This is a genomic window from Sphingomonas sp., from assembly GCF_036731925.1.
GTDB lineage: Bacteria > Pseudomonadota > Alphaproteobacteria > Sphingomonadales > Sphingomonadaceae > Sphingomonas.
Window position 1 is genome coordinate 14,698 of sequence record NZ_DAINDJ010000003.1, and the last position, 15,937, is coordinate 30,634.

The 15,937-nt window shown below is 69.0% G+C and carries 13 protein-coding genes; 7 read left to right on the forward strand and 6 right to left on the reverse strand.

Translation table 11 applies throughout. The features are described 5' to 3' along the window. Nucleotides 1-325 precede the first annotated feature (325 nt). From V7E00_RS17380 to pelA, 3 genes are all read left to right on the forward strand, one after another. Nucleotides 326-1,921 (forward strand): family 43 glycosylhydrolase, encoded by a 1,596-nt coding sequence (locus V7E00_RS17380; RefSeq protein ID WP_333573912.1) that lies wholly within the window; start codon nt 326-328, stop codon nt 1,919-1,921. A gap of 10 nt (nt 1,922-1,931) precedes the next feature. After that, nucleotides 1,932-2,738, forward strand: a complete 807-nt coding sequence (locus V7E00_RS17385; RefSeq protein ID WP_333573913.1) for a rhamnogalacturonan acetylesterase — start codon at nt 1,932-1,934, stop codon at nt 2,736-2,738. Nucleotides 2,739-2,801: 63 nt separating this feature from the next. After that, nucleotides 2,802-4,094, forward strand: coding sequence for a pectate lyase (gene pelA, locus V7E00_RS17390; protein WP_333573914.1), 1,293 nt, complete (start codon nt 2,802-2,804; stop codon nt 4,092-4,094). Nucleotides 4,095-4,117: 23 nt separating this feature from the next. Here the strand turns inward: pelA and V7E00_RS17395 are convergent, their stop codons facing one another. The 3 genes from V7E00_RS17395 to V7E00_RS17405 form a co-directional block, all read right to left on the reverse strand. Further along, the gene (locus tag V7E00_RS17395) at nt 4,118-5,488 is read right to left on the reverse strand and encodes a DUF1501 domain-containing protein (RefSeq protein ID WP_333573915.1); all 1,371 of its coding nucleotides are present in this window, start codon (nt 5,486-5,488) and stop codon (nt 4,118-4,120) included. An 11-nt stretch (nt 5,489-5,499) separates the two neighbouring features. After that, on the reverse strand, nt 5,500-7,170 hold the full coding sequence (locus tag V7E00_RS17400; RefSeq protein ID WP_333573916.1) for a DUF1800 domain-containing protein: 1,671 nt from the start codon (nt 7,168-7,170) through the stop codon (nt 5,500-5,502). Nucleotides 7,171-7,285: 115 nt separating this feature from the next. Then, on the reverse strand, nt 7,286-7,684 hold the full coding sequence (locus tag V7E00_RS17405; protein WP_333573917.1) for a TlpA family protein disulfide reductase: 399 nt from the start codon (nt 7,682-7,684) through the stop codon (nt 7,286-7,288). Between the two features lie 112 nt (nt 7,685-7,796). Between V7E00_RS17405 and V7E00_RS17410 the strand changes: the two genes are divergently transcribed. Then, nucleotides 7,797-9,752 (forward strand): energy transducer TonB, encoded by a 1,956-nt coding sequence (locus tag V7E00_RS17410; protein WP_333573918.1) that lies wholly within the window; start codon nt 7,797-7,799, stop codon nt 9,750-9,752. Nucleotides 9,753-9,770: 18 nt separating this feature from the next. Here V7E00_RS17410 and V7E00_RS17415 read toward each other — a convergent pair whose 3' ends face one another. Further along, nucleotides 9,771-10,751 carry an SDR family oxidoreductase gene (locus tag V7E00_RS17415; RefSeq protein WP_333573919.1) on the reverse strand — a complete coding sequence of 327 codons (981 nt, stop codon included), beginning with the start codon at nt 10,749-10,751 and terminating at the stop codon, nt 9,771-9,773. 89 nt (nt 10,752-10,840) lie between these two features. Here V7E00_RS17415 and V7E00_RS17420 point away from each other — a divergent pair, with 89 nt between their 5' ends. After that, nucleotides 10,841-11,938 (forward strand): lactonase family protein, encoded by a 1,098-nt coding sequence (locus V7E00_RS17420; RefSeq protein ID WP_333573920.1) that lies wholly within the window; start codon nt 10,841-10,843, stop codon nt 11,936-11,938. On the opposite strand, the gene V7E00_RS17425 is transcribed toward V7E00_RS17420, so the two are convergent. Then, entirely contained in the window at nt 11,909-13,405 is a 1,497-nt protein-coding gene (locus V7E00_RS17425) for a DUF4403 family protein (RefSeq protein ID WP_333573921.1), read from the reverse strand. The two genes, V7E00_RS17420 and V7E00_RS17425, sit on opposite strands and share 30 nt — an antisense overlap. 96 nt (nt 13,406-13,501) lie before the next feature. Then, nucleotides 13,502-14,053 (reverse strand): hemerythrin domain-containing protein, encoded by a 552-nt coding sequence (locus V7E00_RS17430; protein WP_333573922.1) that lies wholly within the window; start codon nt 14,051-14,053, stop codon nt 13,502-13,504. A 191-nt stretch (nt 14,054-14,244) separates the two neighbouring features. Here V7E00_RS17430 and V7E00_RS17435 point away from each other — a divergent pair, with 191 nt between their 5' ends. Further along, nucleotides 14,245-15,156, forward strand: a complete 912-nt coding sequence (locus V7E00_RS17435; RefSeq protein WP_333573923.1) for an ABC transporter ATP-binding protein — start codon at nt 14,245-14,247, stop codon at nt 15,154-15,156. Continuing rightward, nucleotides 15,153-15,905 carry an ABC transporter permease gene (locus tag V7E00_RS17440; RefSeq protein WP_333573924.1) on the forward strand — a complete coding sequence of 251 codons (753 nt, stop codon included), beginning with the start codon at nt 15,153-15,155 and terminating at the stop codon, nt 15,903-15,905. Before V7E00_RS17435 ends, V7E00_RS17440 begins: the two co-directional genes overlap by 4 nt. Nucleotides 15,906-15,937: the final 32 nt, after the last annotated feature.

Genomic DNA, 15,937 nt, shown 5'->3' on the forward strand with positions numbered 1-15,937 from the left:
TGGAGGTCGGCGAGCGCGCGTTTCACCCAGGGGGCGGCGTCGCCGAACAGCGGCTGGTAGCCGGTCAGCGCCAGCGCCGCGGCTTGCGAGGGCGGGTTGGCGGGGTCGCTGCCCCAGTTGTTGCGGATCGTGACAGGGTGGCAGATCGCCGCCGGAATGAGAACGGCAATATCAGCATACGCTTTCCTTCCGTTGAGAACAGCCGCGAAATTAAAGCCATAGACCGCCTTGTGGCGACCTTCGCACCGAGCTAGCTTGAGAAACCGGTGTCATTTGGCGAAGCCTGACTTTGCGGCAAGACGAACGGATCGACGGAGGGATGAGGATGCGGCTGACTCGACGGGACGCGTTCGGCGCGGCGCTGGTGGGGGCCGGGGCAGCGCTGGTGCCCGGGCGCGGGGCCGCAGCGCCTGCCGCTGGCAAGGCACCCGACTGGAAGCGCGGTTTTGACCAGCAGCGTATCTGCGATTTGGGGGACGGGCGCTTCCTCAATCCTCTGGTTTCGGGCGACCATCCGGATCCCGCCATCCTGAAGGACGGCGCGGACTATTACATGACCTTCTCGAGCTTCGACTCCTATCCGGGCCTCACCATCTGGCACAGCCGTGACCTGGTGAACTGGCAGCCGCGCCAGGCGGCGCTGCGCAGGAACATCGGGTCGGTCTGGGCGGTGAGCCTGGAGAAGCACCAGGGGCGCTATTTTCTCTACATCCCGGTAAAGGCGCAGCCCAATTCGATCTTCGTGATCTGGGCCGATCATATCGACGGGCCGTGGAGCGACCCCATCGACCTCAAGCTGCCCAACCATATCGACCCCTGCCATGCCGTGGGGGAGGACGGCTCGCGCTGGCTGTTCCTTTCCGGCGGGGATCGCATCCGCCTTTCCGAGGACGGGCTGTCGACGGTGGGGCAGGTGGAGCATGTCTATGATCCCTGGCGCTATCCGGACGACTGGGACGTGGAGGGCTTCTCGCCCGAGGGCCCGAAGATCCATCGCCATGGCAAGTGGTTCTACATGATCACCGCCGTCGGCGGCACCGCCGGGCCGCCGACCGGGCACATGGTGATCGCGGCGCGCGCGCGCTCGATCCATGGTCCGTGGGAGAACTGCCCTCAAAACCCGCTGGTGCGCACCACCAGCCTGGACGAGAAATGGTGGTCGCGCGGCCACGCCTCTCTGGTCGAGGCGCCGGACGGCAGCTGGTGGTCGGTCTATCACGGCTTCGAGAACGGGTACTGGACGCTGGGCCGTCAGGCGCTGCTCGATCCGATCGAATGGACGGCGGATGGCTGGTTCCGGATGCAGGGCGGCGACCTGTCGCAGCCGATCGGCAAGCCGAAGGGCGGCACCGCGGTGCCGCACGGCCAGCCCCTGTCCGACGACTTCAGCCGGCCGCTCCAGCTTGGCGGCAAGTGGAACTTCTTCAAGCCCGCGCCTGACGAGGCTGCCCGCGCGCGGATCGAGGACGGCGCGCTGGTGCTCAAGGCGCGCGGCAAGGCGCCGGTCGATTCCTCGCCGCTGCTGCTGATCGCCGGCGACACCGCCTATCAGTTCGAATGCACCATCGAGATTGCCCCCGGCGGCGTTGCGGGACTGGTGCTGTTCTATGACGAGAAGCTCTATTGCGGGCTCGGCTTCGACGAGAAGCGGTTCGTCACCCACCAATACGGCATGGAGCGCGGGCGCCCGGCCAACCCCCATGGCAGGCGTGTGCGGATGCGGGTGACGAACCAGCGCCACATCGTCTCCTACCACCTGTCCGGCGATGACGGGCGAAGCTGGCAGCGCTTCGACCGCGGCATGGAGGTATCCGGCTATCATCACAATGTCCGCGGCGGTTTCCTGATGCTGCGGCCGGGCCTGTATTCGGCCGGGGAGGGCGAGGCCCGCTTCCGCGACTTCCGCTTTCGTGCGCTGTAAGGAGAGGGTGATGCGCTTGTCGTTCGTTGCGTTGCTGGTGTCCGCCGCCGCTGCCCCCGCGGTCGCGCAGACGGCGGCACCCGCACCCGCGCAGAAGATCGTGCCGTCGAAGATCATCCTGGTGGGCGACAGCACCACCGCGGTGGTCGGCGGCTGGGGGCCAAGCTTCTGCGCCGATCACGTCACGTCGTTCCTGGCGTGCGTGAACCTTGCGCGAGGCGGCCGCAGCTCGGGCAGCTACCGCGCCGAAGGCTCGTGGGACGTCGCGCTCGCGGAGATGCGCACGCCCGGCTACAAGGACATCTGGGTGACGATCCAGTTCGGCCACAACGATCAGCCCGGCAAGCCTGGCCGTTCGACCGATCTCGCGACCGAATTTCCGGCCAACCTCGCCCGCTATGTCGACGAGGCGCGTGCCGCCGGTGCCAAGCCGATCCTGGTGACGCCGCTCACCCGCCGGATCTTCGTGGACGGCAAGCTTCAGGACGACCTGGAGCCCTGGGCCGCCGCCGTGCGCAAGGTCGCGGCCGAGAAGAAGGTTCCGCTGATCGACCTTCATGCCGAAAGCCGCGCGGCGGTCGCTGCGATGGGCGAGGCGGAGGCTGACAGGTTCGCGCAGGTGCCGAAGGGCGCGGTGGTCGCCGATACGATCGCACCCCCCAGCCTGACGGAAGTGCAGGACCTGCCCTGGGGGCAGCGCAAGCTGTCGTTCGATCGCACCCATCTCGGCCGCACGGGCGCCGACTATTTCGCCCGCATGGTCGCTCTGGAGCTTGCCGAGGCCGTGCCCGCGATGCGGCCCGTGCTGCTGCCCTGAACGGGCGCTTCGTGGGAAATGCGCCGCGCCGGTGCGTCCGGCGGCGTGGAAGAGGAGATCGTGATGCGCATCTTTAAGGCGGCCCTATGCGTCGCGCTGGCGGTACCGGCGATGGCCGCGGGTGCCGAGGAGATCGGCCGGATGACGCCGGCGGCGCCGATCACCGACGCGCGCATCGCGCAGCTTCCTCCGGCCGAGCAGCCCGCCTGGCGCGCCTATCTCGCCCGTTCGCGCGCGCTGATGGCTGCCGACAAGGCGGCGCTCGCTGCCGAACGTGCCGATGGCGTCCGCCCGGCCAGCCCGCCGACAGGGCCGTCCGGGGGCGCCGGCATGCCGCTCGACCGGCCCGCCTCCTGGTATGCCGGGCCGGTGGCCCGCCAAACCGCCGACACGATCGTGAGCTTCCAGACGCCGGCTGGCGGCTGGGGAAAGAATGTCGATCGGTCGGGCCCGCCGCGCCAGCGCGGGCAGGCCTATGTGCCCGAGGAACATCTGCCGCCCAGCGCTGAAAGCGACATCCAGGCCGATCCCGCCTGGCGCTATGTCGGCACGATCGACAACAACGCCACCACCTCCGAGCTGCGCTTCCTCGCGCGCGTCCAGGCGGCGCTGCCGGGGCACGAGGGCGACCCCTATCGCGCTGCCCTGGCCAAGGGCGTACGCTATCTTCTCACGGCGCAATTCCCCAATGGCGGCTGGCCGCAGGTCTTCCCGCTGCAGGGCGGCTATCACGACGCGCTGACCTTCAACGACGATGCGCTTGCCGATGTCGTTGCGCTGCTCACCGAGGTCCGCGCGCGGCGCGGCGACTATGCGGCGCTTGCCCCGGGGCTGGCGGCGGAGGCGGGGGCCGCCGTGGACCGCGCGCTTGCCGTGATCATGAAGACGCAGGTGGTGATCGGCGGCACGCGGACGATCTGGGGACAGCAACATGACGCGCTGACGCTCCAGCCGGCAGGCGCCCGCAACTTCGAGCCGGCATCGCTGTCCAGCTACGAAAGCGCCAGGCTGCTGGTGCTGCTGATGCAGCATGGCGGCAGGTCGCCCGCGGTGCAGTCGGCGGTGCGCGACGGCGTCGCATGGCTGCGCGCGCACGCGATCTATGGCCAGGAATGGACGGCCGCCGGCGCCGACGGGCGTCGGCTGGTGGCAAGGCCCGGCGCGGGCCCGATCTGGGCGCGCTATTATGATCTCCGGTCCATGCAGCCTGTCTTCGGCGACCGCGATCGGCGGATCCTCGACGACGTGAACGCGGTCAGCCTCGAGCGGCGCAACGGCTATAGCTGGTTCGGCACGCAGCCGCAAAAGGCGCTGGACCGCTATGCACGCTGGCAGGGCGCCCCGACCGGCAACTAGCGCAGACGGCCGCGGCGAGCGGCTCAGGCGCGGAACAGCGCCAGCGGGCCGCGCCCGGCGGTGCTCCAGGTTGCCCAGTTGGGGAAGACATAGGACATGTCGGCATCGGCGACGCCATGCCAGCGCGCGATCGCGCCGAGATATTCCTCCTGCGCCACGCCCGGCACGAACCGGCCTTCCCTGGTGATGTCGTCCGCGCCGCCCAGCACCGGGTCAGGGTAGCTGCCCAGCACGGCGCCTGGTGCGACGTCGCCGCCCATGACGAGGTGGTTGCTCCCCCAAGCATGATCGGTGCCGGCCTGACCGTTGCCGAGATAGGTGCGCCCGAAATCGCTCATCGTGAAGCTGGTGACATTGTTCGCCAGACCCAGCGACCCCATCGCCTTGTGGAAGCCCGCCATCGCCATGGCGAGATCGCCGAGCAGATTGGCATGAAAGCCCGTTGCGGTATTGCCGGTCTGCACCTGGCCGGCATGGGTGTCGTAGCCGCCCTGGCTGACCAGGAAGTTCTGGCGAGCATGGCCCAGCGTGCCGCGCGCCGCAATCATCCGCGCCACCACCATCAGCTGCCTGGCGAGATCGCTGGTGAGTGCCGCACCGGTTGACGGATTGACGAAGAAGGCGTCGGTCGGCGCGGTGCCGACGAGGATGGTGTTGGCGGTCGTCGCCTGGTCATAGTTGCGGGTCAGCGTCTGCGCCACCCCGTCGAGCAGTGCGCTGCCGTCGGCATTGGCGCCCAGCGCGGTGATCGCGCTGTTCTTGGCACTGCTGCCGGCGCTGTAGCCGCTGCGCGCGGGCAGCCCGCCGCCCGTCGGCAGGATCAGCGGCGTGGTCTGTCGGCCGAGCACGCCTACGGTCGATCCCGCCAGCGACATCACCGGGGGCAGGCTGCTCGCGGGCATCTTGTCGGCGATGCGGCCCAGAAAGCCGTCGCGGCTGGTCTCGCGAGCGCGCAGGCCCTGCCAATGATCCTGCTCGTCGGCGTGGCTCATCAGATTGGCGGGGCGCAGGTCGCTGCGCGACTGGTAGGTCGCCTTGGTGAGCGGCGCGAACAGCGTGCCGGCGTTGAGCACCAGGCCCAGCGAGCCTTCGTCCCACACCGGGCGCAGCGCACCCATCGCGGGATGGAGCGCATAGGCGCTGTTGGTCAGCGGGGTCAGCGCGGCGCGCTGGATGCCGACGCTGCCGCGCGACGCCAGATAGGCGCTGTGCCGGGCATCGGTGGGGATCACCATGTTCCAGCCATCGTTGCCGCCGAACAGGAAGATGCCGACCATGGCGCGATAGGATCCGGTGGGCGCGGCGATGGCGGCGGTGCGGCCGAACTGGCCAAGTGCTGCGAGCGCGCCGGTGCCGGCGGTGAGGCGAACGAAATCGCGACGGGAAAGCGTCATGGGGAAATTCCTCAGCGATCGACCAGGAACATCGGGCTGGTGCCGGCGATGTAGAGCATCATCTGCGCGCGCTTGCGGGCCTGCAGCTTGGGATCGGCATTGGTGACCGCCGTGCCCGCTGCCTTCAGCGCGTCGCGCTGCCCCTTGGTAAGGCCCTTGGCGAAGAACAGCAGGTCGATCCGATCGCACATGCCGTCGACGTTGTCGCCGAACGCCTCCCAATCGGCCCAGACGGGCGCCGTGCCGGACGTGCCGGGGATGGTCGTCACGGCCGCGTATTCGGTGCGGTTCGCATCGCCGCTCACCGTCCAGTCATAGACCAGATTGTGCAGCCGCACCTGGTTCGCCAGGGTCAGCAGCTTGGAGGCAGGGCTGCGCAGCGTGGCATTTCCGGGCAGCGGAAAGTCGTCCGGGTAGAAATTGAACACCGACGGCGCCCGCATCACCGGCTGTCCGAAACTGCCGTCGCGCACCTGAAAGACAAAGCCGTCGGTAGTGAAGCCGATCGCGCGGGCAAGGCTGGTCATCGCCAGCACCGGCTCCTTGAGCTTGCCGGCGTTCGCTCCCTGCGGTGCCCGTGCCTCGGCATCGGTGAGGATTGCGCGGACCACCGCCTTCAGGTCGCCGCGCACCCCGCTGCCATTGTTGGCGAATACTGCGGCGATTCGGCCAATATAGGCAGGTGTCGGGTTGGGCGTGACGAGATGGGTGATCAGGTGCCGCGCGACGAAGGGTGCCGTTGAAGCGTGGTTGAACGCCGCATCGACCACGGCGGCGATGCTCGCCTGCTGCGACGCGCCCGCAGCGACCACCGTGCCGAGGAAGCGCTTTTCGGCGCTGTCGTACCGGGCCGGGGCAACGATCATCGGCTGGGCATAGGCAATGGCCAGATTGTCGGTCGCCGCTGCGGTGCCGACGCGCGCATAGGTCCAGCCGGTCAGCGCGCGGGCGATCTCGCGGATGTCGGTCGCGGTATAGTTGGGGATGGGGCCGCCGCTCGCATCGCGCTCAATGCTGCCGTCCATGCCCAGCTTGTCCGGACCCATGGTGAAGAGCTGGAGGAACTCACGGGCGTAATTCTCCGACGGCGCGCCCTTCCGGCTATCCGCCATGTCGAGATAATCGCCCATAAAGGCGTTCAGCGTCACCGCCAGCAGCAGCTCGCGGTAATTGCCGAAGGCGTGCGTGAGGAACAGCTGGTTGAACGCAGCGATACCGGCCGTCGAACGCACGGCGGCTTCGGAGGCGACGATCATCTGCGACAGCGCGAAGGCCACGCGCTGGCGCAGCTGGTCTGGCGCGGCCACCGCATCGGCGTAGAAGCGCATCGCGACCGGGGTGCGGGTGAAGCGCTGCGTCGAGCAGGCGGTGTCGCCCCCTGCACAGGAGTCGGCGCGCACGTCGACGGCGAGGTCGCCATAGGTGCTGCCGGTCGCGGCGAACTGTTCGTCCAGCCATCCATTGACCCCGAGTGTGCGGATCCGGTCGACCAGCGCGACGGTGGGACCGAAGCTCGCCTGCTGGGCGAGCCGGACCGAATCGTCGAGCGCGGTCCCGACGGCAGGCGCCGGTGCGGGGGTAGCCGGGGTGGATACCAGGCCGCCAGCCGATCCACCGCCGCCGCTGCCGCCGCCGTCACACGCCGCGAGCACGGCCAATGCCAGGGCGGATCCTGCCGCCATGGCTCGTTTCGTTACGCTTGACACGCCCCGCGCTCCTTTGATCGCGTACTGGGAATGCCTTGGTTATTAAGGGGATAAGGTTAATTGCCGGCTCGCGCTTATGGTTAACCAGCGGTTACCGGCGACAGGCGGTAACCATCGCGGCGGCCTTGCCGGCATCCAGCGTCTCGGCATGGGCGGCGCAGATATGGCCGTCGCGATCGGTCGCAAGGCTGAACGGCAGGCCGGCGCTGCGCCGTTCGACTTCCGCCGTAAGCCGGCGAAGCGTTGCGCGCTCGGGCTGCCAGCGCTGCGCCGCCGGAACTGCAGCCAGCATCGCCCGTGTCGCCCGGCTGTCGTCGAACGGCACGATCAGGATTCGGTACGGCTTCGCGCCGCGCCCGATCTCGGGCAGGAGGGCCAGTTCGCCGTGGCAGGGCGCACACCAGGACGCGACGAACAGCAGAATCGTTTCCTGCGGCACGCGTGCAGGCTCGGCAGACTGCGCCTGTGCTTCGCGTAGAAACAACAACATGCACAGGATTCCGCAGAAACTTCGCACCACAGCAAGCATCGCGCTCGACATCCTTATCGGAGCATGATCTGAAAGGCCGTCCTTTTGGGGGAGGGGTAGCATAATGTCTTCGATGATTCTCGCTTTACTGTTGGCGGGTGCCCAGCAGGCCGCGCCGCAACAGGCCGCCGACACGCCGACCCCGCAGCAGCTCTTCGACCAGGCGACCAAGGCCGCCGCCGACGGGCAGTGCGAAGCAGCCGTGCAGGCATTCGAGCAGATCGAGAAGAATGCCAAGGTGATGGCCGACCCGATCGTCCGCGCGGCGGTGGACGTCCGCAAGGGCTATTGCCTGGCGCAGCTGGAGCGCAGCGAGGAAGGGCAGGCGGCGATCCGCCGCGGCCTGCCGGTGCTTGCCGCGAAGGGCAGCGGCTTCGCCGAAGAGGTCCGCCAGGCGCATCTGGCGCTCGGCAAGTTTGCCACACTCGACTTCGACTATTCGGCCGCCATCGCCGAATACAGCCTGGCGCTGGAGGGCACGACCGGTAGCGATCGCATCCGGCCGTTGATGGCGCTCAGCCAGGCGGCGATGTTCGATCAAGATGGCGCGGCCGTTCGCTATGCCGCCGAGGCGTACGGCATCGTCAACGCCGATCCCGCCTTCGACAAGAAGGCCAAGGCGGTGGTGCAGACCCAATATGCCCGCGCCCTGCTCAACGCGGGTCGCGCGCCGGAAGCCTATGCCGAGCTGAAGGACAGCCTGCGCAAGCAGGGCGGGCTGACGATGAAGGTCGGCGTGGCCGACGTCACTACCCGCTCCGACCTGGCGATCGCCGCCTGGCTCAACAACGACAAGGACAAGGCCTTCGAATATCTGGCCTATACCGGCGCGGGGCACTTCGAGAAGTCGCCATTCGAGCGCGCGCGCGACATGAGCCTGCCGCCCTGTGGCGAAGCGACGGGGCTGAAGCCGGAAGACATCGCCGTCGTCCAGTTCTCGCTTGCCGAGGACGGCCATGTCGAAGGCGTGCTGCCGATCTATGCGCCGGCCGGGCGCGCCGCCGCGATCGCCTTTGCCCGCGAGGTTGCCGGCTGGTCCTGGATGCCCGAGGACGTCCGAACCATCCCCCCGCTGTTCCGCTATACCACCCGTGTCGAGCTGCGTTGCACCACCGGTGCCGAGCGTCCCGCGCTTACCCTGCCGCTCGCCAACGCCACGGCCGAGTGGCTGGAAAGCAAGGGCGTCGCCGATGCCGGATGGCAGGCGATGCCCGACGCGAAGTCCGCGCCGCTCGAGCGCGCGGCGCTTGCGGCTGCCCGGTCGAAGAAGGATTCCCTCGCGATGTTCGCCGCCGCCGTTTGGCTTGGGGGTAACAGTGTCGCTGCCGAAGGGGAGCGCAAGGCGCTGCTCGGCGAGGCGGTGCAGCTCAGCGAAATTCTGGCGGCACCTGCGCCCGTCCGCGCCTATGCTGCGATCATGAAGGCGCAGGCAGACCGCGCGAGCCGGGGCGGCGCGTTGCGTACCCTGCTGAACCGCCCGGATTTTCAGGGCGATCCGCTGGTCTCCGCAACGCTGCGCCTGCTCCTCGCCATGCCCGGCTATCGTTCACGCGGCCCGTCCGACGCGGACGGATTGCTGTCCGCCGTCGTGGCAACGCCGGGATTGCCTGAACGGCATCCGCTGAAGATCGCGGCATGGCTGCAACGCGCCAATCTCGCGGCGTCGAAGGGCGACCTCGATTCCGCGCGTCATGCGTTCGACCAGACCGGCCTGACCAGCCGGCAATGCGCCCTGCTGGGCCTGAAGCCCGCCGTGCGCAGCACCGGCGATCTCAGCAACGCCTTCCCCCAATCGGCGCAGCGGCTCGGCTTCGAGGGGTGGGCGCGGACCGAATTCGACGTGACGACGGACGGCAAGACGATCGCGCCGCGTGTCGTGAGTGCCTATCCGGCCTTCGTGTTCGATGGCGCGGCAGCCGCCGCGGCCAAGGGATTCCGCTACACCAGCAGCTACCGGCCGGAGGATGGAGTGGCCTGTACCGCCCAGGAGGCGCCGATCTCCTTCCATCTGGGGCGGCCCGGCCAGTAAGTGGCGGCGGCCGGCGCGTCACACGGCGCCGGTGCCGCCATTGGCGCCGAACACGCTGCCGTCGGTGTAGCTGAATTCGTTCGAGGCAAGCGCGACATAGAGCGGCGCGAGTTCGGCCGGCTGGCCGGCGCGGCCGAGCGGCGTGTCCTGACCGAACTTGCCCATTTCGCCCGGCAGCTGGCCGCCGGCGACTTGCAGCGGCGTCCAGATCGGGCCGGGCGCCACGGCGTTGACGCGGATGCCCTGCTTGGCGAGCTGCTTGGCCAGCCCCTTGGTGAAGATCGCGATGCCGCCCTTGGTGGTGGCATAGTCGAGCAGCTCCTTCTCCGGCATGAAGGAGTTGACCGAGGCGGTGTTGATGATCGCGGAGCCCGGCTTCATCAGCGGGATGGCGGTCTTGGTGATCCAGAACATCGCGTAGAGATTGGTCTTGAGCGTGCGATCGAACTGCTCGAAGCTGATCTCGGCAATCGAGGCCTTGGACTGCTGATAGGCGGCGTTGTTCACCAGGATGTCGAGCCCGCCTAGCTGGCGGTGCGCGCGGCCGACCAGGTCGACACAGAAGCCCTGGTCGGTCAGGTCGCCCGGCAGCAGCACCACCTTGCGGCCCTCGGCGCGGAGTAGCTTGGCGACGTCCTGCGCGTCCGGCTCTTCGCTGGGGAAATAGTTGATCGCCACATCGGCGCCCTCGCGCGCGAAGGCGATCACCGCAGCTCGGCCGATGCCGGAATCTCCGCCGGTCACCAGTGCCTTGCGGCCGACGAGCTTGCCCGATCCGCGATAGCTGCGCTCGCCGCAGTCGGGGACCGGCGTCATCTCGCGCTGGAGCGCCGGCCATTTCTGGCGCTGCTCGGGGAACGGCTTGTCGGTATATTTGGTCTGCGGATCGGGGGCCGGTCCGCCGTTCGCGGCTTGCGCGAAGGCTGGTCCGGCGGCAGTAGCGGCGCCAGCGGCAGCGGCACCCTTCAGTAGATCGCGGCGGCTCGGTTCGTCGGTCATGGCGCTGCTCCCAGTTGCGAGGGGTTCAGCGCGCGAAGCGGGCGAAGGTTCAGCGTTGACGGCAGGAAACCGAAAGGCTTCAATAGGATATGACTATCTCTGTACCTCCGCTGACGCGCCGCGCGCTGATCGGCTCCGCCGTGGCGCTGGGCAGCTGCCCGAGCGCGCTCTTCGCCCGTGGCGCGGGTGGCCTGATCGCAGGCACCTATGTCAATGAAGGCGGCCCGGGGCTGGTGCCGCTGTCGCGGGGCGCACAAGGCTGGACCGCCGGTACCCCGGTGGCGACGATCCGCAACGCCTCGTTCGGCGTGCGGTCTGCCGCGACGGGAGTACGCTATCTGCTGGACGAGCAGAGCCAGGGAATGTTGGGCGTCTACACCGGCGGCCTGGAGAAGCTGGCCATGACCTCGACGCTCGGCGCCGACCCGTGCCATGCCGCGCTCTCCGCCGATGGCCAGCGGTTGGCGGTCGCCAACTATTCGAGCGGCAGCGTCGCGCTGTTCGCGCTGGATGGGGCGGGGCGGCCCATCGGCGCGGCGCGGCGCATCCAGCACGAAGGCAGCGGCCCCAATCGCGAGCGCCAGACCGGGCCGCATGCGCATTGGGTGGGCTTCGCGGCCGGCGGCCGCCAGCTGCATTCGGTCGATCTGGGTGCCGACGCGGTGTTCCTCCACCGGCTGGGGGCAGGGGACGACGTCGACACCAGCATCGCCTATCGCACCGAGCCGGGCGCGGGGCCGCGCCATCTGGCACGCCATCCCAGGTTGCCGATCGCCTATCTGGTCACCGAACTCGCCAACACGGTGACGGTGCTGCGCGCCCATCCCGACGGCCGGTTCACGGCGCTGGCGACGCTCTCTACGCTGCCCAAGGGCTTCACGGGTGCCTCGGCGGGCGCGCATATCGCCGTCAACGCCGCTGGCACGCGGCTCTACATCTCCAACCGCGGGCATGACAGCATTGCGGTGTTCGCGATCCAGCGCGACGGCAGGCTCACCCTGCTCCAGCATGCCGATTGCGGCGGCCATTGGCCGCGGCTGTTCCTGCTGCGCGAAGCTGATGGCGAGATGCTGGTCGCCAACGAGCGCTCGGGCAATATCGCGCGCCTGCCGCTCGGCCGCGACGGGCGGCTGGGCGCCGCCGCCAGGGGCGTGACGCTACCGGGCGTGGTGTTCCTGTCCGCCTGAACCCGGCCGGGCCAGTCGCACCGTCGCAGTGCCTTCGGCCCAGACCGGCAGGTACAGGCCTTGTCCCGATGCCTGGAGCGTGCCCGTGCGGGTGCGCTCCAGGCTTGCGTCGATCCGCAGCACACCTTCGCGGCGGCTGGCGATCGCCCGGCTGACCTTGCCGAGCAGCTTGGCATAGTCGCGCTCGAAATTCTGGGTGAGCGCGGCGGCGATGAAGCTGCTCATCCCGGGTGTGTTCATCAGCTGCAGGATCAGGTCGCCCCCGGTCATGTCGGTGGTGCCGCTGACGCCCAGATTCTGGAAGTCGACGCGGCGCGAGTTGGGCAGGTTGACCGGCGTCGCGGTGAGCCACACCGTGCCGCGGGTCCGGCCAATGCGCCCGCCGACATCCTCGGCCGAGAACAACAGGCCCACCGCCATCTGGCCGCCCCTGGTGCCGTAGATGGTCGCCTTCTCGAACTGCGCCCGTACCGGGCCGACGCCCGGCACCTCGAATGGTCGCGCCTGGCGCTTGACCAGCGCCTTCATCAGCACCGGCTCCAGTTCGCGATAATCGGCGATCACCGGCAGGAACAGTGATACCTTGCCCACGTCCCCCTGCAGCGGCTGCATCGGCGGCAGCGGGGTCGGGGCAGGGTCGGCCGGGCGCTGGCCTACAAAGGTCTCGGTGGTTGCCTCCATGCCCAACCGCAGCTCGAGCCGCTTGCCCGTAATCGAATAGCCGCCATAGCGCAGCTGCCTCGGCGTCACCCGCATCCACACCGGCGGGTTTTCGCGGTTGAGCGACAGGGTGGTGAAGGCCGAGCGCCAGGCTTGCTCGATCTTCTGGCGGACGCCCAGTTTCTGGAGCTCTCTCGGCAGCTCGCGTTCGAGCTTGGCTATCACGAGCGCGAGCTTCCGGTCGGCTTTGTCGGTGAACTCGATGCGCTGGCCCAGAATGTCGACATGCGGAGCATCGGCCCAGGCATAGTCGATGCCGATCTTGCCCCGCGGGTTCCAGTCGGGGGAGAGCGACAGGCGGATCACGGCATGCGCCGTCGCATCCGCGGTTGCCGTCTCGCGCTTCAGCACGCCGCCAATGTCCTCCGCCCGCACGACCGCGTGGAGCGGCATGGCGAGCCGGATGACTTGGCCGGATCCGCCAATCGTCATCCGCCCGCGCGTGACCGCACCGACGATGCGGCACTTGATCGTCGGCGTCTTGACCTTGGCAATGCCAAGGTCGAGCTTCTTGGGCCGCACGCAGGGTTGGTCGGGCTTGTCGATCTCCCACAGGCGGTGCGGCACCCCGCGCTCCAGCGTCGCGGCGAGATCGTCGAGATTGGCCTCGAGCGGCAGCGTGAGTGTGGAGAGTTCGGGCTGTACCTCGATCCGGTCCTTCGCGTGCGGCGGAGCGCCGCCGCCGCGATTGCCGGAGCAGCCGACCAGCGCGAACAGCAGCAACGCCGAGATGAACCGCCCGCGCATTCGATACCCCTTGTTGCCTTACCGGAACAAGGATGCAGAACCGCCGGAACCGCGGAAGCGTTCCGGGGGCGACACGGGCCGCCCCCGGCATGGCGGTCAGCGGGTAAAGAGCGGGGTTTCCTGCCCCATGTACCGCGCATATTCCTCGGCATAGCGCGCAGTGACGCGCTGCTGGTCGGCGGGACCGGCGGATTCGATCAGCTTGGGATACCAGGTCCCCTCTTCCGAATAGACATGGTGGAGCACCGCGCCGCGGATATGCTCGAGCTTGTCGTGATAATCCTTGCTCGCAGGATCGAGCCGCTCCAGCAGGCCGAGTTCCATCTTGGCGGCGGACTGTTCCTGATAGGCGAGCTCGGCATGGCCGACCTGGTGGTCGGCTGCGAGCGCCGGATAGACCGAGACTTCCTCCGCAATCGAGTGGGCGGTGAGCAGCAGCGCCAGTCGCTTCTGTTCGGCGCCGCGTTCCGAAGGTGCGGCGGTCCGCAGCCGTTCGAACTGTGCCTCGATCTCGCGGTGGTGCCCGAGAATTTGCGAAAGCCAGTCGCCGGGGCGCGCCAGCGCCTCCGCCTTCGCGGTCGCGTCGCGGCGGTCCTGTTCGGTTTCGGGCGGCGTGATGGCGGCGATTGCCTGATCAAGAATCGACATTGGGTGGCTCCGTCTTGGTGGCAGTTGGAGCCTAAGCGGTTGTGATTTCGCCGTGTTCCTGTTGCGAGTGACAATCATCCGGGGACGCGCTCCCCCTGCGCGATGGCATGGGCCCGGAGGTGACATCTGTCACTGCCGGATGGGCGGCGCGTGCGGCAGGATCGGCGCATTCTGAAAAGGGGTTTTGAGGGATGACCGAAGATCTTGCCGCGGTGGCGCGGCTATCCGGCGTATCGAAGCGGCTCGGCGGCCGCGCCGTGCTCGACGGGCTGGACCTGGGGATCCGCGCCGGCGAAGTGACGGCGCTGCTGGGGCCGAACGGCGCGGGCAAGACGACATCGGTCGCGCTGCTCACCGGAAGGCTCGCCCCGGACGCGGGAACAGCGGCGCTGTTCGGGCTGGACCCGCGCCGCCCCGCCGCGCGCCGGCGGCTCGGCGTCATGCTGCAGAGCGCGGGCCTGCCCGACGTTCTGACCATTCGCGAACTGGTGACACTGCATTCCGGCTATTATCCGGATCCGCGCCCGCTGGACGAGGTGCTGATGCTCGCCGGCATCGCGGACCTGGCCGATCGACGTTGCGGCGCGCTCTCGGGCGGGCAGGCGCGGCGAGTGCAATATGCACTGGCGATCTGCGGCCGCGCCGACCTGCTCGTGCTCGACGAGCCGACGGCAGCGATGGACCGCGGCTCCGCGCGGACGCTGTGGGGCACGGTGCGGGCCCTTGCCGACGACGGTGCGGCGGTACTGCTGACGAGCCACGACCTTGCCGAAGCCGATGCGCTGGCCGACCGGGTGCTGCTGATGGACGCCGGCCGGATCGTCGCCGACGACACCCCCGCTGCGTTGCGGGCGCGGGCGGGCGGGTCGGTGATCCGCTGTCGCGCCACGCTCGAGCCCAGGGCCGCCGCGCTGCTTCCGGCGGCGCGTGAAGCGATGATGGAGGGCGCGGACCTGCGCATCCTCACCGCCGATGCCGCGCGGACGGTGGCGGCGCTGCTCGCCGCGGACCCTGCGCTGTCCGCACTGCGTATCGCCGACGCCACACTGGAAGATGCCATCGCGACGCTGCTCGCGCCGGCGCAGGAAAGGATCGCCGCATGACCGCACTTGCTCTTCCGGCGGGCGTCTGGCGCCGCGAGGCGCTGACCGAAGTGAAACGCAGCCTGCGCCTGCCGCAGTTCCTGCTGCCCACCGTGCTCACCCCGGCGGGCTTCTACGGGCTGTTCACCCTGGCGCTGCCGCACGATCCCGCACCCGGCTTCGCGGCGGCGACACTGGCGGGATACGGCGTGTTCGCCGCCACAGGCCCGGCGCTGTTCGGCTTCGGTGCGGGCGTGGCGGTGGAACGCGAGCAGGGCCTGATCGAGCTCAAGCGCGTCTCGCCGATGCCGGCGGGCGCTTATGTAGGCGCCAAGCTGGCGGCGGCGGTGACCACCACCGCGCTGGCGCTGGTACTGATCGATGCGCTGTCGATCATCGCCGGCGTTCGGCTCCCCGCCGGCACCTGGGCGTTGCTGACGTTGCTGCACCTTGCCTCCGCCATTCCCTTCGCGCTGATCGGCTTCGGCATGGGCATGCGGATGAGCGCCAAGGGCGCTGTCGCCGTTGCCAATGCGCTGTTCCTCGGCTGCTCGGTCCTGGGCGGGCTGTGGATCCCCAGCCGGTTGCTGCCGGGATGGATGCAGGGCCTGGGTGCGTGGACGCCTTCCTATCATCTGGGCCAGCTGGCGCGCATGATCGTCGGCGCGGATACGATCGGCAGTCCCTGGATGCACGCAGCGGCGGTGCTGGCGATGACGGTGGCGGGCATCGGCTGGGCGTGGACCGGCTGGCGGCGAAGCCCGGCTTGACCGGATCGGCCCGGATCCGCGAAGCTCGCACC